The 20346-nt window shown below is 65.2% G+C and carries 20 protein-coding genes and 1 pseudogene; 11 read left to right on the plus strand and 10 right to left on the minus strand.

Annotated elements, in window-relative coordinates; genetic code table 11:
* Positions 1-126: 126 nt before the first annotated feature.
* Complete coding sequence (locus tag AC1RQP_RS23305; RefSeq protein WP_239621830.1) at positions 127-531, plus strand: DUF2946 family protein; 405 nt, start codon at positions 127-129, stop codon at positions 529-531.
* Between the two features lie 145 nt (positions 532-676).
* Positions 677-3046: a TonB-dependent receptor gene (locus AC1RQP_RS23310; RefSeq protein ID WP_492938645.1), complete on the plus strand. Its 2370-nt coding sequence runs from the start codon at positions 677-679 to the stop codon at positions 3044-3046.
* Between the two features lie 567 nt (positions 3047-3613).
* Here the strand turns inward: AC1RQP_RS23310 and AC1RQP_RS23315 are convergent.
* The gene (locus tag AC1RQP_RS23315) at positions 3614-3901 is read right to left on the minus strand and encodes a hypothetical protein (protein ID WP_492938747.1); all 288 of its coding nucleotides are present in this window, start codon (positions 3899-3901) and stop codon (positions 3614-3616) included.
* Here AC1RQP_RS23315 and AC1RQP_RS23320 point away from each other — a divergent pair.
* The 3 genes from AC1RQP_RS23320 to AC1RQP_RS23330 are packed head-to-tail and all read left to right on the plus strand — an operon-like array spanning position 3822 to position 5841.
* On the plus strand, positions 3822-4499 hold the full coding sequence (locus AC1RQP_RS23320; protein WP_492938738.1) for a TSUP family transporter: 678 nt from the start codon (positions 3822-3824) through the stop codon (positions 4497-4499). The genes AC1RQP_RS23315 and AC1RQP_RS23320 overlap by 80 nt on opposite strands.
* 16 nt (positions 4500-4515) lie before the next feature.
* Positions 4516-4695: a hypothetical protein gene (locus AC1RQP_RS23325; protein ID WP_492938646.1), complete on the plus strand. Its 180-nt coding sequence runs from the start codon at positions 4516-4518 to the stop codon at positions 4693-4695.
* Between the two features lie 33 nt (positions 4696-4728).
* Positions 4729-5841 carry a helix-turn-helix transcriptional regulator gene (locus tag AC1RQP_RS23330; RefSeq protein ID WP_492938647.1) on the plus strand — a complete coding sequence of 371 codons (1113 nt, stop codon included), beginning with the start codon at positions 4729-4731 and terminating at the stop codon, positions 5839-5841.
* A gap of 117 nt (positions 5842-5958) precedes the next feature.
* Here AC1RQP_RS23330 and AC1RQP_RS23335 read toward each other — a convergent pair whose 3' ends face one another.
* The 3 genes and pseudogenes from AC1RQP_RS23335 to AC1RQP_RS23345 form a co-directional block, all read right to left on the minus strand.
* The gene (locus tag AC1RQP_RS23335) at positions 5959-6474 is read right to left on the minus strand and encodes a GNAT family N-acetyltransferase (protein ID WP_028180219.1); all 516 of its coding nucleotides are present in this window, start codon (positions 6472-6474) and stop codon (positions 5959-5961) included.
* A 56-nt stretch (positions 6475-6530) separates the two neighbouring features.
* A pseudogene (locus tag AC1RQP_RS23340) lies at positions 6531-6761 on the minus strand (glycosyl transferase); the annotation flags it as partial.
* A 105-nt stretch (positions 6762-6866) separates the two neighbouring features.
* Complete coding sequence (locus AC1RQP_RS23345; RefSeq protein ID WP_492938648.1) at positions 6867-7358, minus strand: NUDIX domain-containing protein; 492 nt, start codon at positions 7356-7358, stop codon at positions 6867-6869.
* Between the two features lie 107 nt (positions 7359-7465).
* Between AC1RQP_RS23345 and AC1RQP_RS23350 the strand changes: the two genes are divergently transcribed.
* Positions 7466-8347, plus strand: coding sequence for a metallophosphoesterase family protein (locus AC1RQP_RS23350; protein WP_492938739.1), 882 nt, complete (start codon positions 7466-7468; stop codon positions 8345-8347).
* A 118-nt stretch (positions 8348-8465) separates the two neighbouring features.
* Here AC1RQP_RS23350 and AC1RQP_RS23355 read toward each other — a convergent pair whose 3' ends face one another.
* From AC1RQP_RS23355 to AC1RQP_RS23365, 3 genes are all read right to left on the minus strand, one after another.
* Positions 8466-9020, minus strand: coding sequence for a hypothetical protein (locus AC1RQP_RS23355; RefSeq protein WP_492938649.1), 555 nt, complete (start codon positions 9018-9020; stop codon positions 8466-8468).
* Positions 9021-9211: 191 nt separating this feature from the next.
* Entirely contained in the window at positions 9212-9424 is a 213-nt protein-coding gene (locus AC1RQP_RS23360; RefSeq protein ID WP_027575539.1) for a DUF4170 domain-containing protein, read from the minus strand.
* Positions 9425-9456: 32 nt separating this feature from the next.
* On the minus strand, positions 9457-11088 hold the full coding sequence (locus AC1RQP_RS23365; protein ID WP_239621822.1) for an isocitrate lyase: 1632 nt from the start codon (positions 11086-11088) through the stop codon (positions 9457-9459).
* A 230-nt stretch (positions 11089-11318) separates the two neighbouring features.
* On the opposite strand from AC1RQP_RS23365, the gene AC1RQP_RS23370 reads away from it, so the two are divergent.
* Positions 11319-12764: a helix-turn-helix domain-containing protein gene (locus AC1RQP_RS23370; RefSeq protein WP_131866156.1), complete on the plus strand. Its 1446-nt coding sequence runs from the start codon at positions 11319-11321 to the stop codon at positions 12762-12764.
* A gap of 160 nt (positions 12765-12924) precedes the next feature.
* Here AC1RQP_RS23370 and AC1RQP_RS23375 read toward each other — a convergent pair whose 3' ends face one another.
* Positions 12925-13218, minus strand: a complete 294-nt coding sequence (locus AC1RQP_RS23375) for an antibiotic biosynthesis monooxygenase (RefSeq protein ID WP_035676462.1) — start codon at positions 13216-13218, stop codon at positions 12925-12927.
* A 228-nt stretch (positions 13219-13446) separates the two neighbouring features.
* On the opposite strand from AC1RQP_RS23375, the gene AC1RQP_RS23380 reads away from it, so the two are divergent.
* On the plus strand, positions 13447-14247 hold the full coding sequence (locus AC1RQP_RS23380; RefSeq protein WP_239621820.1) for a hypothetical protein: 801 nt from the start codon (positions 13447-13449) through the stop codon (positions 14245-14247).
* A gap of 173 nt (positions 14248-14420) precedes the next feature.
* Positions 14421-14771 (plus strand): hypothetical protein, encoded by a 351-nt coding sequence (locus AC1RQP_RS23385; RefSeq protein ID WP_492938650.1) that lies wholly within the window; start codon positions 14421-14423, stop codon positions 14769-14771.
* 186 nt (positions 14772-14957) lie between these two features.
* On the opposite strand, the gene AC1RQP_RS23390 is transcribed toward AC1RQP_RS23385, so the two are convergent.
* Positions 14958-15599 carry a tetratricopeptide repeat protein gene (locus AC1RQP_RS23390; protein ID WP_492938651.1) on the minus strand — a complete coding sequence of 214 codons (642 nt, stop codon included), beginning with the start codon at positions 15597-15599 and terminating at the stop codon, positions 14958-14960.
* A 135-nt stretch (positions 15600-15734) separates the two neighbouring features.
* A complete protein-coding gene (gene htpX / locus AC1RQP_RS23395) occupies positions 15735-16694 on the minus strand; it encodes a zinc metalloprotease HtpX (protein ID WP_239621817.1) in 960 nt (319 codons plus the stop codon).
* Positions 16695-17106: 412 nt separating this feature from the next.
* On the opposite strand from htpX, the gene AC1RQP_RS23400 reads away from it, so the two are divergent.
* Both AC1RQP_RS23400 and AC1RQP_RS23405 read left to right on the plus strand, forming a co-directional pair.
* Entirely contained in the window at positions 17107-18372 is a 1266-nt protein-coding gene (locus AC1RQP_RS23400; RefSeq protein ID WP_492938652.1) for an HlyD family secretion protein, read from the plus strand.
* Positions 18372-20309 (plus strand): glycosyltransferase, encoded by a 1938-nt coding sequence (locus tag AC1RQP_RS23405; RefSeq protein ID WP_492938740.1) that lies wholly within the window; start codon positions 18372-18374, stop codon positions 20307-20309. Before AC1RQP_RS23400 ends, AC1RQP_RS23405 begins: the two co-directional genes overlap by 1 nt.
* Positions 20310-20346: the final 37 nt, after the last annotated feature.

Below are 20346 nucleotides of genomic sequence, written 5' to 3' on the forward strand. Positions count from 1 at the left end.
GACAGGCCGACTGCATGCGCAGCCCCGGCCCGCCGTTGACATCTGCAGACCGATCGAGCGATGTTACATTATAACGTCGCGACATCAGGGAATTGATGCCCCGCGACGTGGGGGTGGCGTTTCCAGATGAAGTGGTTCCGGTCGAATATCAGGCACGGCGCCCGGCTCGCGTTGTTCGCGATGCTGGTGCAGTTCGCGCTGACATTCGGCCACAGCCACTGGTTCGCACAGGCCGCGCCCCTCGCCCAATCCTCGCTGCAGCAGACCGACGGCTTCAAGGGCGTTGCCGCGATCGACCGCGCCGCGGTCCAGAAGCAATCGCCGGCCAGCCCCGACCGCGAGCATCAGGGCGAAGACAATTGTGCGATCTGCGCCATCATTGCGATGGCAGGCACCGTCGTCTCGGCCACGCCGCCCGTGCTGCTGCTGCCGCAGGCGATCGAGCTGCTCCACCGCACCCTCGATGCCGAATTCGTTCATCTGAAATCGGCCGGCACGGCATTCCAGCCCCGCGCCCCTCCCGCGTCCTGACTTCCAACGCTTGATCACGCCCAGCCTCGCCGCTTTCAGGCGAATGCCTGGGAGAAGTTGAAGTCGAATTCCGTCGCGCCGCGACGGCAGGCCGCCTCCGATCAGCAGACCATCATCCGGACGGCGCCTGACTGGAATCAGGACAATGTCATTCAAATCGCGACGCGCGCAACGTCTTGGCGGAGCAAGCCTGCTCCTGCTCGGCGCTGCCGCCACGCCCGCCTTCGCTCAAGAGCCGGCCCAAGACAAATCATCGACGGAAATCCCCGCCGTCACCGTGACGGCGCCGAGCCCGATCGTGCGCAGAGCGGTGGTGCCGTCCCGCAACGCCGGTCGCGGCACGCGGACCGCGCGGGTGCGCAGCCGCGAGCAAACGGCTGAAGCAACGCCTGCGGCTCCCGCGCCCGCCGCGCCTCAGCCGGGCGTGCTGCCAATCGTGACCAACCAGTTTGCCACCGTCACCGTGGTGCCGAACGAGGAGATCCGCCGCGAGGGCGGCGGTCAGCTCGGCGATCTCCTGTTCTCCAAGCCCGGCATCACCGGATCGAGCTTCGCGCCCGGCGCATCCAGCCGGCCCATTATCAGGGGTCTCGACGTCAACCGCGTCGGCATCGTCGAGAACGGCACCAATGCCGGCGGCGCCTCCGATCTCGGCGAGGATCATTTCGTCCCGATCGATCCGCTCGCGACCAACCAGGTCGAAGTGGTGCGCGGGCCGGCGGCACTGCGTTACGGCTCGACCTCGATCGGCGGCGTGGTCAGCGCCACCAACAACCGGATTCCGGATGCGCTGCCCTCCTGCGCGCCGTCGTTCCAGAGCTACGGCCTGCCGACCAAGGCCCCGCTCGCGAGCGCTGCGACGTCGCCTTGCGTCACCGCCGAGACGCGCACCGCGTTCAGCTCGGTCGATCGCGGCGTCGAGAGCGGCGTGCTGCTCGATACCGGCGGCGGCAATTTTGCGTTCCATGCCGACGCTTATGGCCGCACCACCTCGGACTATTACATCCCGAGCTATCCCTATCTGACCGACCAGTCGCGTCCCGTGAACGGCCGCCAGCCCAACTCGGCGACGCGCTCGGACGGCGCCTCGATCGGCGGCTCCTACTTCTTCCAGGGCGGCTATATCGGCGCATCGATCACGCAGAACGACTCGCTCTACCATATCCCCGGCATCGACGGCGCCGACCACAACACGCGGATCGACGCGCACCAGACCAAGATCAACGTCAAGGGCGAGTACCACCCCGACGCGGCCGCGATCGACGCGATCCGCTTCTGGGCCGGCGCGACCGACTACCGGCACAACGAGATCGGCCTTGCCGATCCCGCCGACCTCAACACCGACGGCATCAGGCAGACCTTCACCAACAAGGAGCAGGAGATCCGCACCGAGGTGCAGCTGATGCCGTTCAACGCCCGCTTCGCCGAGGTGACCACCGCACTGGGCTTCCAGGTCGGCCATCAGGAACTGAGCGCGCCGAGCCCGGACAATCCCGGCACGCTGTTCAACGGCCTGTGGGACCCGAACAACAGCACGCGCGTTGCCGGCTACGCCTTCAACGAGTTCAAATTCACGGAGGCGACGCGAGCGCAGATCGCCGGGCGCATCGAACACGTCGAACTGCACGGCACGACGCCGGACTTCCCGGCGGATTACCTGCCCGACGGCACGCCGCAGGCGCCGATCGCGCGCAATCCGTCCTTCACGCCGAAGAGCGGCAGCATCGGCCTGTTGCAGGACCTGCCGGGCGGCATGGTCGGCAGCATCACCGCGCAATATGTCGAGCGCGCGCCGAAGGCGGCCGAGCTGTTCTCCCGCGGCGGTCATGACGCCACGGCGACGTTCGACATCGGCAACCCGAACCTCACCATCGAGACCGCGAAATCGGTCGAGCTCGGCGTGCGCAGAGCGACGGGGCCGTTCCGCTTCGAGGCGACCGTCTACTACACGCATTTCGATAATTTCATCTATCGCCGCCTCACCGGGGTCATGTGCGACGACGACTTCGCCTCCTGCGGTGCGCCCGACGGCGAACTGAACCAGGCGGTCTACTCGCAGCGGAACGCTAACTTCCGCGGCGGCGAATTCCAGTCGCAGCTCGACGTCGGCGCCTTCCAGGGCGGCATCTGGGGCATCGAGAACCAGTTCGATTTCGTCCGCGCCACCTTCAGCGACGGCACCAACGTGCCGCGGATTCCACCCATGCGCGTGGGCGGCGGCGTGTTCTGGCGCGACGACAACTGGCTGATGCGGATCAACCTGTTGCATGCCTTCGCGCAGAACAACGTGGCCGAGATCGCGGAAACGCCGACCGCGGGCTACAATCTGTTGAAGGCCGAGGTCAGCTACAAGACCAAGCTCAAGCCGAATCCGTTCGGCGCGCGCGAGATGCTGGTCGGCCTCCTCGGCAACAACCTGCTCAACGAGAACATCCGCAACTCGGTGTCCTACACCAAGGACGAGGTGCTGCTGCCCGGCATCGGCGTGCGGGCGTTCGCGAACTTCAAGTTCTAGCGCTGATCAGGCCATGAATTGTGCGGGAGGGGCTATCCCTCCCGCGTGAGCGGAATACAGAACCTCGATCATGCTCTAGTTGGCAACGAAGTGCGCGTGGCGAAGGCCCTTGTGATGGCCGTCGGCCGGCGGCTTTCCTGCAATCAACGCAATGCCAACGGCCAAGCCGACCGTTGCCGCCAGCAGTCTGACCAGAGAAGGACGCATTCCATCCTCGACATCGAGGCGCCAACATCGCGGCACAGACATCGTCGGCGCAGAACATGGGTTCTGCTTTGCCAAACTAAGCAGCGAAACTATGACGGAAAGGGAAACTATCGTTCTGGTTGCATATCGATGAAATACAATTCTATTAAACGTTTCAGATTTGCGACCGAACCGCACAATTTTCGAGCAACGTGGCGCGACATTCACCGCGCGTGTTTGATTGCCGGTGTTCCACCATTTGTCACCCGGTCGGGTGACGCTGCGTTGCTTCGCAGTCGTTAGCATCACAAGCACCGAGCCCGATATTCGGCTCGACGTCGTGAATTGGTTCACACGCATTGTTCTGCCGCGCGAGTAGGGTCATCGGAGATCGATACCCGCGATTGCCACCAAAGTCTTGCTGTCGGAGGTTTTCATGCCGCCTGTCGATCCAAAGGCAGCTTCCGCTTTCTCCGTCGTCAGATCATTTCCAGCAATTCCCACGGTCTGCCTGGGAATCTTCGCCGTCGCGCTTGCCGTCTCGTCGAGTGCGACGAAGGCCGCTTGCTGGGTCGTGCTGCTGTCCGCGATGGTTTCGAGTATCGCAGGCTTCGCATTCTCGCCGATCGCCGGCGCCTTCCTCTTCCATAGCTTGAGCGAGCCGATCACGATCGTCCGGATTCTCCTGGTGGCTTCGATCGCCCAACAAGTCTACTGCGTCTGGCGCCTTCGTGAATCGATCGAGATGCGCCGGTGCGCTCCCTACCTCTTCGGCAGCATCTTGACGTTGCCCATCGGCCTTCATCTCCTCTGCAACACTTCGGCGTCCACCTTGCTGCCGATGTTGGGAGCTTTGTTGATCACCTATGGCGCCTTCACGGCACTGAAGCCGACTCTACGGTCCGGGAAAAATCCCTTGTGGGGACGCATCACGGTTGGCGCGCTGGGAGGCATTACCGGAGGCCTTGCAGCATTTCCTGCCGCTTTCGTTTCGATGTGGTGCCATGTCCAAGGTTTCGACAAGCACCGCGCCCGCGCAATCATCCAGCCCTTCATCCTGGTCAACCAGCTGCTGTCGCTGTCCTTGCTGATGGTCTTGCGGCCGTCAGAGGTGATGCCGCTCGGCCTCCTCTTTTATGCAGCCCCCGCCGTGCTCGGCGCCTATGTCGGGCTGATGATCTTCAACCGCGTCGATACCGCTACGTTCAACCGCATCGTGGGCCTGCTGCTGATGGCTGCCGGGATCGGTTTTGTCAGGCCCCTCTGAAGGTTCGGAGCATCCCATGCAGAAATCCCCGCAGGATCTCCCCCAGTCAGACCGCCCCGTGGTGCGCAAATGGCGGCTTGCGGTCGTCAGCTTCTATGGATCGCTGCTGGCCGTCATGCTGATGCTGGCGCTGACGACCAGTCATGATGTTCAAACTGCAGGCACGAACGTGCCTCTCGCGTCTCTGAAGAAGTAGAAGGGCTCGTCTGGCGCATCCCGGATCGCAATAATGGAACGCATCCTCGATTTGATATACGAGGCCGCCGGCCAACAAGACCTCTGGCCTGCCGTTCTCACCGCTATCGCCGATCTCACAGGAAGCGAAGGCGGGGTATTGTTCGGACAATCGGTCACGGCCGAGCAGGTCTACTTCGATTTCAACGGCCGCTTGAACCAGCAATGCAGTCAAGTCTACCAGGAACGCCATATGCAGAATGCCTGGTCTGAGGCTATGGAGGACAAGCCGATCGGGCAAGTGGTCCTGTCGGACGAAGTGGTGCCGCTGCGCGAGCTCGAAAAATCGGTCTTCTACGACGAGGTCCTCAGGCCGCAAGGCATCGGGCACAACGCGATGATCGCGCTGGCAGCGAAGGACGACTTCCGTGTGGCCTTCAACATCTGCCGCAGCAGGCGCCGCGGCGAATTCGACGCAGCCGGCCGTAAGCACATCGAAATGCTGGCTCCCCATCTGCGGAGATCCGTCACATTGGGATTTCGTCTGACCGGGTATCACGCATTGAGGAGAGCCGCGTTCGACGTGATCGATCAACTGGCGGACGGCGTCGTCGTCATGGGTCCCAGGGCACATGTCGTCTTTGCGAACCAGACGTCCTGTTCGCTGGAAGCGGAAGGGACGCTCAAGCTCAGGCCTTCGATGGCGACCTGGTCAGCCCCGCATTCGAGACGCCTCGCCAACCTTGTCCGGTCGACATTGGCCGGCGGAGCCGGCGGAACGATGAGTGTTCCCGCGGTGGAGGGGACGCGGCTTCTGACTATTGTCGTCGTGGGACTGCGCAGCGAAGAAGTCGGGATGCTCGGTGGGGCCTTCATCCGCAACGCGGCCTGCGCCGCCTTCGTGATCGATCCCTCTCGAAGAGGAACGGCGAGTTCGCAGCAATTGACCGACGCATATGGCTTGACCAGGGCGGAAGCGCGCGTGGCAGTTGCAGCGTCCTCCGGCGGGACGACATCCGAAGCAGCCGTCATGCTGGGACTGTCCGCCAATACGGTCAAAACGCATCTCAGACGAGTCTTTGCCAAAACCGACACGAGAGGTCAGGCTGAGCTTGCCGCACTTCTCGCGACGATAGGTGTCGTCAGATCCCCTGGCGAAGCCTCGTAGCCAGGATCGAGCGGAGCGAGAGCCGGGACTTGTCCGCCCGGCCTTGGATTGCGCTTTTCGCCTTCGCCCTTCGAGCTACGGCGGACGCTCCATCCGGGCGTGGAGCTGCGGCTGCAGCTACCCCCGCGCCTTGCTCCAGTCGGGGCCGACTGGGCCCGACACGCCCTCGAAGGCGCCGTCGACGAGCTCGAACACCAGGATGCGGGCGGCATCGACAGGGCCCGGCATGGTGACGCGGCCCTTGGGGACCGGCTTGAAACCGACGCGGCTGTAATAGGGTTCGTCGCCGACCAGCAGCACGAGGCGGTGGCCTTTCGCTTTCGCATCCTTCAGCGCGCGCTCCATCAACGCACGGCCGACGCCGCGGCCGCGGAACGGCGGCTCGACGGTGAGCGGACCGAGCAGCAGCGCGGGCGTGTCGCCGATCAGGATCGGCAACTGCCTGACCGAGCCGACCAGCAGCGTGCCGATGCGGGCGGTGAAGGACAGTTCGAGCAGATGGTCGACGTGCTCGCGAATCCGGTAGGCGCTCAGCACGAAGCGACCGGGACCGAAGGTACGTTCGTGCAGCCGCTCGATCGCCTGAGCGTCGCCGGCGGCTTCGGGAAGGATGGTCAGTGAGAGGTCGGTCATGTCATCCGGCGGAGTAGCATCTGCGAATGCGGAGGTCCATGGGCGCGGCACCCACCTCAGTCCCGTTTCAACGCCGGCTGGGACAGGTAGGCCAGCATCTTCATCTCCCGCCGCCCCCGCGTGACCGTGTCGAGCACGAGCCCGGACGAGACCGACAGCAGGGCCATGATCATCAGGCCCATCGACAGCACGGCGGTGGGCAGGTGCGGCACAAGGCCGGTTTCGATGAAGGTCATCACGATCGCGATCGCCAGGATGATCGAGACCAGCGCCAGCACGATTCCGATGTTGCCCGCGAGGATCGCAAGACAGATCAGACCGAAAGCGGGTTTGGCAATCTTCATCCGGTTTTCCGTGGCGGCGGTCGACCCGGTTACTAGCACAGGCCGCCCTCAGCGCCACGTCGCAATCAAGGGCCGGTCGTCGAGCACTTCCGCGATCCGCAGCCGCGTGCCGGGCGTGGTGCCCTCGGGCAGCGCGGTGATCGCGAAGAACCCGCATTCGACGATCTCGCGGTTGGGCGCGGGCAGGCGGTCCTGCCTGAACTGCCTGACGACGTAGACCGCGACGTGGTCGCGGCGGGAGACGTGGCTGTTGAGGAAGATGCCGTGCAGCATGGCCTCTCCGGTGAGATCGATGTCGCCCTCCTCCTTGAGCTCGCGCTGCATCGCCTGCTCCATGGTCTCGCCGTGGTCGACGCCGCCGCCAGGCAGATACCAGCCGCTGACGTAGCTGTGCCTGACGAGGAAGACCCGATCCTCGGCATCCAGCACCACGGCGCGGACGCCGAGCGTCATGCCGCGGACGAGCAGGAAGTAGGCGTGGAAGAGCCGCCGCAGCAGCGGCTCGGCTTTCCGTCGGACGCGGTTCAGACTTTCTCCCATCAGACTTCCCTGCCGCCCCGTTTCAGGCCCTGCTTGCGCGCCGGGCGCGACCTTGCCATTACGGTAGAGCAATAGCGAGGCAATCGCGCGTCATGACTCCCAACACGCTGGCTCCCTTCACGCTCGCCCATCTGTCCGACCCGCATCTGCCGCCTTTGCCGAAGCCGCGGCTGATCGAGCTCGCGGGCAAGCGCGCGCTCGGCTATGTCAACTGGACGCGCAACCGCCACAAATACCAGCGCCGCGAGGTTCTCGACGCACTCGTCGCCGATCTGAGGGCGCAGGCGCCCGACCACGTCGCGGTGACGGGCGATCTCGTCAACCTCGCGCTGGAGGCGGAATTCGCGCCGGCCCTCGCCTGGCTCGAGAGCGTCGGCCCGCCTGAGCGCGTGACCGCGATTCCCGGCAACCATGACGCCTATGTCCGTGCCACCTTTCATCGTTTCGGCGAGACGTTTGCGCCCTATCTTGCCGGCGACGACGGCCGCATCGGCTTTCCGTCCGTGCGCCGGCGCGGACCGCTTGCGCTGATCAGCCTGTCCACGGCGGTACCGACCCTGCCGCTGATGGCGACGGGCACGCTCGGGCCCGATCAGCTCGCCTCGCTCGAACAGGTGCTCGAACGGCTCGCGGCGGAGGACGTCTTCCGCGTGCTGCTGGTGCATCATCCGCTGAAATCCGATGCCCGCCAGAAGCGGATGACGGACGCGCCCGCCCTGCTGGCGCTGCTCAAGCGCCATGGCGTCGAGCTGATCCTGCACGGGCACGACCACGTTCATTCGACGATATGGGTCGAAGGTCCCAACGGAAACATTCCCGCGCTCGGCGTTCCCTCGGCCTCCGCACTCGCGCACGGACGCTACCCGGCGGCGGCGTATAATCTGCTGACGATCGAGAAGGACAATGCCGGCTGGCGCTGCGAGCAGACGGTGCGGAGCCTGGGGGCTGGATTTCAGATCGGGCAGATCAAGCATGCGAGGTTGATTTAGTTCACCGTCATTCCGGGGCGGCTCGAAGAGCCGAACTCCGGTGCGCCCTTGCGCACCTGAGAATCTCGAGATTCCGGGTTCATGCTTCGCATGCCCCGGAATGACGAAAGAGAAAAATTCACCAGCTCCGCAGGGCGGCCAGCACCGCGACCCCGAACAACGCCGCGGCGCCGAGCACGAACCCGAACACGAACGGCCAGAGCCGCGAGCGGCGCGGCGGCGCGGTGGCAGGTGCTTGCGGTTCGGGCGGGACCACCATCGCACGCTCGCGCTCGACCATGCGGCGCGCGACATAATCGGTGACGGCCTCGACGATCACGGCGGTGTCGTGCGATTCGGCGAGGACGATGCGGCCGAAACGGGTGTCCTGGACGAAGCGGTACATCCGCTTGTCGCGCCCCATCACGATGTGGGCGACGACGTCGATCCAGAGTCTTGGCGTATCGCCCTGGCTGATGCCGCGGTCGAACAGGTCGATCTGATCAGGCACCTGCGCGAACAGGGGATCGAGCGCGTCATTGAGGATCTCGAGCCGCGCCACCTCGGCGTCCCTGAGATCGACCACGACGCCGGTCCGGTCGGCGGCCTCGATCCGTGCGCGCAGCAGTGCATCGCGCAGCCGCACCGGGCGCGGCTGGCCGGGATGGGTCCCGCTGGTCTCGGGCTCTGACATGGTCGGCCTCGTCCTCGACTTTCCTGCATTAACCTATCAGCAACCATCCCCTCCGCAAAGACCCACAATTCCAGATACTTACAGCGCCCACAGCCGTTTCACCTGTACCAAAAGCAGACGATCCCACCCAGGCAAAGCCTGGATGGGATCATCCGTCCTTGGACGTCTTCTTGGTTTAGGTCGGCAGCTGATCAGGCTGCCGGAGCGCGCTGCGGCTCTTCCACGATCGAGAAGCGGACGCCGGCCTTGTGGCGGCTCTCTTCCGACACCTCGCGCCAGCAGTCCTCAGCCTCCTTGCGGGACTTGAACGGACCTTTGACCTGGGCCGAACCTTCCACGAGCTTGTGGAAGTTCATCGAACCGAACTCGCCGCCGATCACCCAGAAATTGCTGCCTTTGGTCATTGTCAGTCTCCTATCGAGAGTAGCGTGGTTCGTTAGCCGAACTGGTTCATCGTGTTGTGGGCGCCGCCCGCCTTCAGGGCTGCCTCGCCGGCGAAGTACTCCTTGTGGTCGTCGCCGATGTCGGAGCCGGCCATGTTCTGATGCTTCACGCAGGCGATGCCCTGGCGGATCTCGGCGCGCTGGACGTTCTTGACGTAGCCGAGCATGCCCTGCTCGCCGAAATACTCCCTGGCCAGATTGTCGGTCGAGAGCGCTGCCGTGTGATAGGTCGGCAACGTGATCAGGTGGTGGAAGATGCCGGCGCGCTTGGCCGAATCCGCCTGGAACGTGCGGATGCGCTCGTCGGCTTCCTTGGCCAGCGGCGTGTCGTCGTACTCCGCCTTCATCAGCTCGGCACGGTTGTACTTGCTGACGTCCTTGCCGGCCTCCTTCCAGGCGTCGAAGACCTGCCAACGGAAGTTGAGGGTCCAGTTGAAGGAGGGCGAGTTGTTGTAGGCCAGCTTCGCGTTCGGAACCACCTTGCGGATGCGGTCGACCATCTTCGCGATCTGCTCGATATGCGGCTTCTCCGTCTCGATCCAGAGCAGGTCGGCGCCGTTCTGCAGCGAGGTGATGCAGTCCAGCACGCAGCGGTCTTCGCCGGTGCCCGGACGGAACTGGTAGAGGTTGGAGGGCAGCCGCTTCGGACGCATCATCTTGCCGTTGCGGTTGATGATGACGTCGCCGTTCCTGGCGTTCTCCGCCGTGACTTCCTCGCAATCCAGGAAGCTGTTGTACTGGTCGCCGATGTCGCCGGGCTTGTGGCTGACGGCGATCTGCTGCGTCAGGCCGGCACCGAGCGAGTCGGTGCGGGTCACGATGACGCCGTCTTCGACGCCGAGCTCGAGGAAGGCGTGGCGGCAGGCACGGATCTTCGCCAGGAAGACCTCATGCGGCACGGTGACCTTGCCGTCCTGGTGGCCGCACTGCTTCTCGTCCGAGACCTGGTTCTCGATCTGCAGCGCACAGGCGCCCGCCTCGATCATCTTCCTGGCGAGCAGATAGGTCGCCTCGGCATTGCCGAAGCCGGCGTCGATGTCTGCGATGACGGGCACGACATGGGTCTGGAAGTTGTCGATCTTCTCGATCAGCTCCTTCTCCCGGGTCTTGTCGCCTTCCTTACGCGCCTTGTCGAGGGCGCGGAAGATGTCGTTCAGCTCGCGCGAATCCGCCTGGCGCAGGAAGGTGTAGAGCTCTTCGATCAGCGCCGGCACCGAGGTCTTCTCGTGCATCGACTGGTCGGGCAGCGGACCGAACTCGGAGCGCAGCGCGGCGATCATCCAGCCCGAGAGATAGAGGTAGGTGCGATCGGTCTTGCCGAAGTGCTTCTTGACCGAGATCAGCTTCTGCTGGGCGATGAAGCCGTGCCAGCAGCCGAGCGACTGGGTGTATTTGGTGGGGTCGCCGTCATAGGCGGCCATGTCCGCGCGCATCAAGGCCGCGGTGTAGCGGGCGACGTCGAGACCGGTCTTGAAGCGGTTCTGCAGGCGCATGCGCGCGACGGCCTCGGCCGTCACCCCGTTCCATGTCGGCTGGGTCTCAAGGAGCGCCTGGGCTGCCTCGACCTCGCTCTGATAGGAGGCCGGACGCAGGAGGGGGCTGATGCCGCGGGGCTGGTAGTTCATGGACCTGATCCTTTCGCTGACGATGGCGATGGCTGTCCATCGACATTCTTGACAGTGCATTGCGAGATGCGTGTCAGGAGCTAAACGCGAAAACGGAAAATTCGGATAGAGGGCTTGTTTCCGATTGGTGATGTCATGTAACATCAGAACATGTAATAGATGTTATTTTGTAAATTTTGTAAATCAATAGGTCAGAAGACCTGACCTTGATGAGTCCGGAGATCTGAGACATGCCCGCCGTTTCCGGCAAGAAACTCTTCGTCGGCCCGCGTTTCCGGAGGATCCGGCAGCAATTGGGGCTGTCGCAGACCCAGATCGCCGAGGGCCTCGGAATCTCGCCGAGCTATGTCAACCTGATCGAGCGCAACCAGCGCCCGGTGACCGCGCAAATCCTGCTGCGCCTTGCCGAGACCTATGACCTCGACCTGCGCGACCTCGCCACCGCCGACGAGGACCGCTTCTTCGCCGAGCTCAACGAGATCTTCTCCGATCCCTTGTTCCGCCAGATCGACCTGCCCAAGCAGGAGCTACGCGACCTCGCCGAGCTCTGTCCCGGCGTCACCCACGCGCTGCAGCGGCTCTACGCCGCCTATACCGAGGCGCGCCAAGGCGAGACGCTGGCCGCCGCGCAAATGGCCGACCGCGACGTCGGCACGCGCTATGAGGCCAATCCGGTCGAGCGCGTGCGCGAGCTGATCGAGGCCAACCGCAACTATTTCCCGGAGCTCGAGCAGGCCGCAGAGACTCTGCGCGATGAGCTGAACGTGCCGGCCGAAGGGCTGTATGCGGCGCTCGCGGCGCGCCTGCGTGAAAAGCATTCGATCCAGACCCGCATCATGCCGGTCGACGTCATGCGCGAGACGCTGCGGCGCTTCGACCGGCATCGCCGCCAGCTCCTGATCTCGGAGCTGGTCGACCCGCCCGGCCGCGCGTTCCAGCTCGCCTTTCAGCTCGGCCTCGGCGAATGCGCGCAAGCCCTGGAGACCATCGTCGGCCGCGCCGGCCCGCTGGACGACGCGCCGCGCCGCCTGTTCCGCATCACTCTCGGCAACTACTTTGCAGCGGCGGTGATGATGCCCTATCCGGCCTTCCTTGCCGCAGCCGAAGCGCTGAACTACGACATCCACGTGCTGGCGCAGCGCTTCAATTCCGGCTTCGAGCAGGTCTGCCACCGCCTCACCACCCTGCAGAGGCCGAACGCGCGCGGCATTCCGTTCTTCCTGCTCCGCGTCGACAATGCCGGCAACGTCTCGAAGCGCTTCTCCTCCGGCACCTTCCCGTTCTCGAAATTCGGCGGTACCTGCCCGCTGTGGAACGTGCACTCGACCTTCGACACGCCGGACCGCCTGCTCAAGCAGGTGATCGAGCTGCCCGACGGCACGCGCTATTTCTCGATCGCGCAGATGGTGCGCCGCCCCGTCGCGCCGCACCCGCTGCCGCAGCCGCGCTTCGCCATCGGCCTCGGCTGCGAGATCCGTCACGCCGCACGCCTGACCTATGCCGCCGGCATCGACCTGGAGAAAACCGAAGGCACGCCGATCGGCGTCAACTGCCGCCTCTGCGAGCGCGAAAACTGCGCCCAGCGCGCCGAGCCCCCGATCACGCGCACGCTGATCCTGGACGAGACGACGAGAAGGGTGTCGAGCTTTGCGTTCTCGAATGCGCGGGAGCTGTGAGGGCATTTAGCTCTCGTGTCCCGGACGCGCTGCAGCGCTCTTGCGCTGCTGCGCAGAGCCGGGACCCAGCGAGCCACGCACGCCGCACCATGGGCCCCGGCTCTGCAGCGCACCGCCGAAGAGGCGCTGCGCTGCGTCCGGGGCACGAGACTGCCGCACTTCACGCCAGCGTATGCACGATCACCGGCCCCGCCACGGCGCGCGCGTCGCCGGCCAGCAGCGGGCCCAGATTCTTCTCGATCCAGGCGATCGCGCGCCGGTTCGCCTCCTCGGCCTGCTCGAACTTGTCGAAGATCGAGATCGCGGTGACCGTGTCGTCGCCGGCATAGACGACGTAGTAGGCGCGGAAACCATCGACGTCGCTGATGATCGGAACGGCGCCGTCCTTGATGCGGCGCGCCAGCTCTTCCGCGCTTCCGCTCTTCGCCTTGGCCTGACGGATGGCGGCATACATGGCATCCTCCTCCGGCTATCTGGACTTTGGGCCCGTGACCCGGAGCCGATGATACGCCGATGCAGGCCGCCGATCCACGCTTGGTTAACTCCGCGCTAATCCGCCTGCGCGATCTGCAACGAGGGATTAAGCACGCCTCAACATCGGCGCCTTAGTCTCGCCCCACTCACGTTTCGCAGACAACGGCGGCCCATTCTGCCGGGCGAAACGACATCAGGGGGCTTCATCATGCGCATTGCGTTGCTGCTGACCGTAACCATCGTCGGCGCGCTCTTCGCCAATCCATCTCATGCGGGGTCGCTCGATGCCGACGCAGCGCCGTCGTTGCCGCCGGGCTTCCAGGGCTACCGCGGCTACATGTTCGACCTGTCGGAGAACTCCGACCGCAAGGACGTCGACAAGCTCACCGACAATCTGAAGCAGCAGATCGACGCCGTCGAAGCGGCCGGCCTGTCGCCGCGCGTGCTGCGCTTCTTCCGCACCGTGCCGATCATCGCGAGCGAGCTCGCCTGCCTCGACGAGGGCGCCGCGACCGCCTGCTACGGCCGCGTCGCTCCCAATGTCGAGCGCCGCGTGCCGCGGACGCTGACGGTGTGGGACCACGACAAGCAGCGCTGGACCAATCCGAACGCCGTCGACCTCGCGGTCGACTCGGGGCTCGGCGTGATCATGCTGCGGCCGGACATGATGCGCTACGAAAAGGAGGCCGTGCTGCTGCACGAGCTTCTCCATGCCTATCACGCGCGGCTGCTGCCGGACGGCTACGCCAACAAGGGCGTGATCGCCTATTACGCGCTGGCCAAATCCAAGGACATGTTGCCCAAGGAAGCCTATGCGATGAAGAATCCCATGGAATTCTTTGCGGTGACCGCCAGCATCTTCCTGGCCGGAAAAAGCGAATTCCACGACCCGAAGTCGCGCGAGGCGCTCAAGGAGAAGATGCCGGACTATTACAAGTACCTGGTCGGCGTGTTCGGCTTCGACCCCGAGCCCGCGGCGTCGAACGGCCCGGTGGCCTCGCTGAAGTAAGGCAGACATCGCGTCTCCCCAAGCAAGCCAGCCAAAGAGCCGCGCAATTGCGCGGCTTTTTTGCTTCGCAAGCTGGAAGCTGCGGATGACGCGCCGGCGGGAATTGCCAAGGCGGGGCCCGATCTGCATAGTCCCGCCGCATCGATACCGTTTTTCGAAGAGGATGAGAGAACATGGCGGACGCAGACCTGGATGTCGTGATCCGGCAACTGGCCAGACAGCTGCATACGGGCCTGATGACCCGCGCCAAGGAGCGGCGGGATCGCTTCAACGGCCTTGCGGCCAAGGCCAAGGGCAAGGAGACCGGCGAGCGCTTCAAGATGATGGCCAAGGCCACCATGGAGCAGGCCACCGCCGCCGCCAAGCGCCTCCAGATGTCCGCCGACAACGTCGCCGACAGCTACGCGCGATCGATGCGCCTGGCCGCCAGTGCGCCGATTGCGGTGAAGGTGGAAAAGAAGGCGAAGGACAAGCCCGAAAACAAGGCCAAGACGAAGAAGGCGAAGGCCAAGAAGGCGAAGTAAGCGCTTTCTTCCTTCTCCCCTTGTGGGAGAAGGTGGCGCGAAGCGCCGGATGAGGGGTTTCTCTCCGCGAGTCTAAACTGCGAGTTGGACTCGCGGAGAGATACCCCTCACCCGTCTCGCCGCTTCTCGGCGAGCCACCCTCTCCCACAAGGGGCGAGGGGAAGAAGCCCGCAGCTCTGGATATTTCTACCGTCTCGGCGCCGACACCTGTGTCGGTTCCGCACTGGCGAGCTCGGCGAGCTTGGCGCGCGCTGCCTCTCGCGCGGCCCCGTTCTTGCCGGCGGGCAGCGCCAGCGCGGCCTCGAAATCGGCGCGGGCATCGTCGGCCTGACCGTGGGCGAGGAACGCGAGGCCGCGATCGAGACGGGCCTGCGCGTCGGAGGGGTCGAGGCGGACCGCCGTGTTGAAGCTCAGGATGGCCCGATCGAGATCGCCCATGGCGGCGAGCGCAAGACCGCGCTGGTGATAGGGTGCGGCGAGCTTGGGATCATGCGCGATCGCCTCGTCATAATCCGCAATGGCGCGCTCCAGATCGCCGTTCAGCCGACGGGCCGTCGCCCGGTCGCGATAGAGCGAGCCGCGGTTGGGATTGAGATGGATGGCCTCGTCGAAATCGGCGATCGCCCGCCTGAAGTCGCCGTGACGCAGCGCGATCCGCCCGCGCCCCGCATAGGCGAAAGCGATCAGCGAGCCGCGAAGCGGCGAGAAGCCGATCACGGCCGAGCAGATGTCGGGATCGTCCTCGTCGCCGCAATTGACGACCATGTGCGTGGACAGGCCGACGAGCACGCAAAGAACGATCAGCAAGAGTACGGCAGCTCTGGTCATCTTCGACGGTGGCCGGAAGCGGGCCGGCCACGCATCCCCTTTCGAAGGAATGGTCACGTCGAGGTGTTAACACCGGCCAGGATGACCCTATGTGCGCCAGATCACAAAGCCGCAAATCCTCACCGGTTCCGTTAGCTAGCCCCAGGGACCGCGAGAAGGACCGCGGGAAGAACCACGTGACGAGGAGCGGCCCCAGGGACCGCGCCGCGGGTAGTTCTCGTTGGCCCCGACCGACGGCGCCGCCTGCCCGCCAAGCTCGGAGGCGAGCTGTTGGAGGGCGGCGACACGGTTCTGGGTCGAGGGGTGGGTCGCGAACAGATTGTCCACGCCGTGGCCCGACAGCGGATTGATGATGAACATGTGCGCGGTCGCGGGATTCCGCTCGGCCTCGTAGTTCGGCACCTGATGCGCGGCGCCCTCGATCTTGACCAGCGCCGAGGCCAGCCACATCGGCTGTCCGACGATGCGCGCGCCGAGATTGTCGGCAGCGTATTCGCGGGTGCGGCTGATCGCCATCTGCACCAGCATGGCGCCGAGCGGAGCGAGGATCATCATCAGGATCGAGCCGACGATGCCCAGACCATTGTTGTTCTCGCGATTGCCGCCGAAGAACATGCCGAACTGGGCCAGCATGGAGATCGCGCCCGCGATGGTCGCAGTGATGGTCATCAGAAGCGTGTCGTGATGCTTGATGTGCGCGAGCTCGTGCGCGATCACGCCGGCGAGCTCCTCGCGGCTGAGCTGGTTCATCAGGCCGGTGGTGACGGCAACTGCGGCGTTCTCCGGGTTGCGGCCGGTCGCGAACGCGTTGGGCTGCACCTCGTCCATCACGAACACGCGCGGCATCGGCAGGCCGGCGCGCCCGGCAAGCTCGGCGACGAGGCCGACCAGCTCCGGCGCGGTCGAACGGTCAACCTCATGGGCGCCGTACATCGACAGCACCATGCGGTCGGAGTTCCAGTAGGTGAAGAGATTGGTCGCGGCGGCAATGACGAGCGCGATCATGGCGCCCGAGGCGCCGCCGATCAGATAGCCCACGCCCATGAACAGGGCGGTGAGACCTGCGAGCAGCATTGCGGTACGAAAATAGTTCATGGCCGTCTCCCGAGACCGGCCGCGGGCGAACCTCCGGCCGGCGTCCACGAGGTATGAATGCGGCGGGAGACCGCAAGGTTCGTGCGTCGCCCCGCCGCACACCTCTGGCGGAGGGCCAGTCTTTCGGCCCTCGTTAAAGCTTGACGGGGATTTGCGCGAAAACATGCGCGGACGCTTAGCAACCTGGAAAGCGCAATTTCGGATTGAGCCATAGCAACCCGGCACGCAGCACAGTTCCGGCGCATTGACCCCCTCTCGTCGGCATTCCGTCCGCAAGGTGACCATCATGATGGACCGCTCGCGCGCTGCCTCCGTCGATCCCGCACCTGCCCCTGTCCCTGCCCCTGTCCCTGCCCCTGTCCCTGCCCCTGTCCCTGCCCCCTCCCCTGACCAGAAGACTGATGCGAAAGGCTTGCAGGAGGCGCTGCACGAGCAGCTGTTCGCCAATGACGAGCCCAGCCACGCGCCGGACGGGCAGACGGCGCCGGAATCCGGACGTCGCTGGTCGTATCTGCGGCGCGGTGCCAAGATCGCCATCGGGCTCGCCATCGTCGCCGTGTTCGGCTGGCTGCCGCTGCGCGCGATCTGGGAGAATTCGAGCGTCGAGGCGGTGCTGAATTCCCGCCTCGTCACGTTGCGCACGCCCATCGGTGGGCGCGTCGCGGCCGCCCAGCGCGTCACCGACCAGACCGAGCTGGATGCCGGAACCGTCGTCCTGCGCGTCGTCAACTCGCGCGGCGATCGCACCCTGCTCGACGATCTCCGGCGGCAGAAATCGCGCCTGGAGAACGAGCGGCCGAGTCTTGCCGCCAAGCTTGCCTCGGCGCAGGCCGCGCAAAAGGACTTGGCGCGGCAGGCCGCGCAATTCCGTGACGGACGCGTGCTCCAGCTCGAAGCCCGCATCGCCGAGATCCAGACCTCGATAGAGGCGGCGGCGGCGCGGCGCGAGGAGGCCAGCGCCGCCGTCGAGCGCGCCTCGTCGCTGGCCAGATCCGGCAATATCTCGACCGTCGAGCTGTCGCGGCTGACGCGCGAGCTCTCCGTGTCGCAGCAGACCGAGCTGGGCGCGCGCAAGCGGCTGGATGCCGCCAGGGTCGAGCTCGCCGCGGCGCAGAACGGCTCGTTCCTCGGCGACAGCTATAACGACCGGCCGAGCTCGGTGCAGCGCGAAGAGGAGATGCGTCAGCGCGCCGGCGACCTCGAAGCCGATCTCGCCCGCACCGACACCGACATCGCCTGGCTTGCCAACGAGATCATCGTCGAGGAGGTCCGCTTCGCCGATCTGTCCGAAGCCAACATCACGACACCCGTCGCGGGGCGCGTCTGGGAGATGATGACCTCGCCCGGCGAGGACGTACAGGCCGGCCAGCCCCTGCTCAAGGTGCTCGATTGCAGCGGAACCGTCATCACCGCCAACGTCACCGAGGCCGTCTACAACCGCCTGCAGCTCGGCGATCGCGCGACCTTCGAGCCGAATGACGGCGGCGAGCCGATCTTCGGCACCGTGGTCAATTTGACCGGCGCCGCCGGCGCACCCGCCAATCTCGCCATCAATCCGGATGCGCTGAGCAAGGAGCCCTATCGCGTGACCGTGGCATCGCGCGATGCCGCGGCCCGCGCCTGCACCGTCGGGCGCACCGGTCGCGTCGTGTTTGCACGGCGCGAGACCGCGCCGTGATGACAGCGCTGACGCCCGGCCTGATCGCGCTCGGCGCCTTCATGGCGATCGTGCCGTTGCTCAGGCGCGACAGCACGATGGCGCGCTCGTTCCTGACCATCGTGTCGGTGGCCCTGCTGCTGCGTTATCTCCATTGGCGTGTCACGTCGACGCTGCCGCCGCCGCATCTGACCCTCGATGCCATGGTCGGCTACCCATTCCTGCTGCTGGAAGCGGCCTCACTCGTCGCGGTCGCGTTATCGCTGCTGTTCCTGAGCCGGACGCGCGACCGCACCGGCGCAGCGAGGGTCGACGGCCGCGCCACCGATCCGCGCGCGCCGTTGATCGATGTCTTCATCTGCACCTACAACGAGGAACGGTCGATTCTCGAGCGCACTATCATCGGCGCGACCGGCATGGCTTACGGCCACTACCGCGTCTGGGTCCTGGACGACGGACGGCGGCCCTGGCTGCGGCGCCTTTCGGGCGAGCTCGGCTGCCATTATCTCACGCGGCACGACAACCTCCACGCCAAGGCCGGCAACATCAACCATGCACTCAGGCATGTCGGCACGCTGCCGGAGCGGCCGGAATTCGTCGCCATTCTCGATGCGGACTTCGTGCCGCGACCCGATTTCCTCGCGCGTACCATCTCGCTCATGGACGATGAGTCGGTCGGCGTGGTGCAGACGCCGCAGCACTTCATCAATCCAGATCCGATCCAGACCAACCTTGCCGCGACCGATGTCTGGCCCGACGAGCAGCGCTTCTTCTTCGACATCCTGCTGCCGGCCAAGGACGCCTGGGGCGTCGCGTTTTGCTGCGGCACCTCGTCCCTCATTCGCTATGCCGGCCTGATGCAGATCGGCGGATTTCCGACCGATTCGGTGACCGAGGACTACCTGGTCACGCTGCGTCTCAAGGAATGCGGCCTCAACACGATCTATCTCAACGAGCGCCTGACCATCGGGCTCGCGCCGGAGGGGCTGAAGGAATACATCACCCAGCGTGCCCGCTGGTGCCTCGGCTTGATGCAGATCGTGCGCGGTCGCAGCGGACCGCTGTCGCGGGACTCGAAGCTGTCCTTCATCGACCGGCTCTCGCTGACCGACGCCTTCATGAGCTGGTCGGCGGTGTATGCGTCGAAGGTGGCTGGCCTCGTCGTGCCCTGGTTGTTCCTGCTGTTCGGCATCAAGGCGGTTCAGGCCGACCTCACCGAGCTGTTGCGCTTCTTTCTGCCTTTCTATGTCTGGCATAGTCTCAGCATGGCCTGGCTGTCGCGCGGCCGCTCGCTCGCGATGATGACGGACGTCTCGCAGCTCATCGCGGCGCCTGCGGTGCTCGAGGCGGTGGCGGCCGGCCTGCTGAAGCCGACAGGACACAAGTTCAAGGTCACCGCGAAAGGCGGCGACCGCAACAGCCGATTCGTCGAATGGCCGCTGCTGCAGCTCTATGGCGGCGCGCTCGTCATCACGCTCGCAGCCATCGCCTATGCCTTCATCCTGCACCTGCGCGGCGAGAACATCGCCTATGGCGGACTGGCGCTGGCCTGGAGCCTCTACAACGCGGTCATCCTCACCGTGGTCTGCTTCGTCTGCATCGAGCAGCCGCGCAAGCGAAAGGCGGAGCGGTTCAGCCGCAATGAGACCGTTCTGCTGCGCCACGATGGCAGGTCGCATCTCGCGCGGCTCGCCGACATCTCCATCACGGGCGCGCGCCTGATCGATCCCGATCCGCCGGCGCCGGGCAGCACGATCGAATGCCGCATCTACGGCCGCCCGATCGCGGCCATCGTGGTGCGGCGGACCGCGGACGGATTCGCCGTGCGGTTCGAGGAAGGCATGGACACGCGCGTGCACGCGATCAGGGCATTCTATGCCGGCGAGTATGTTCGCGCCTTTCAGGGAGTGAGGGCGCTCCCGGTCGGGAAAGCGCTGCTGATGCGGCTGTTCGGCTAGGCCGACGCAGTATCACCCGCATTCCCTCTGCTGGCGG

The sequence above is a fragment of the Bradyrhizobium sp. GW821-FHT13H06 genome, assembly GCF_058803975.1.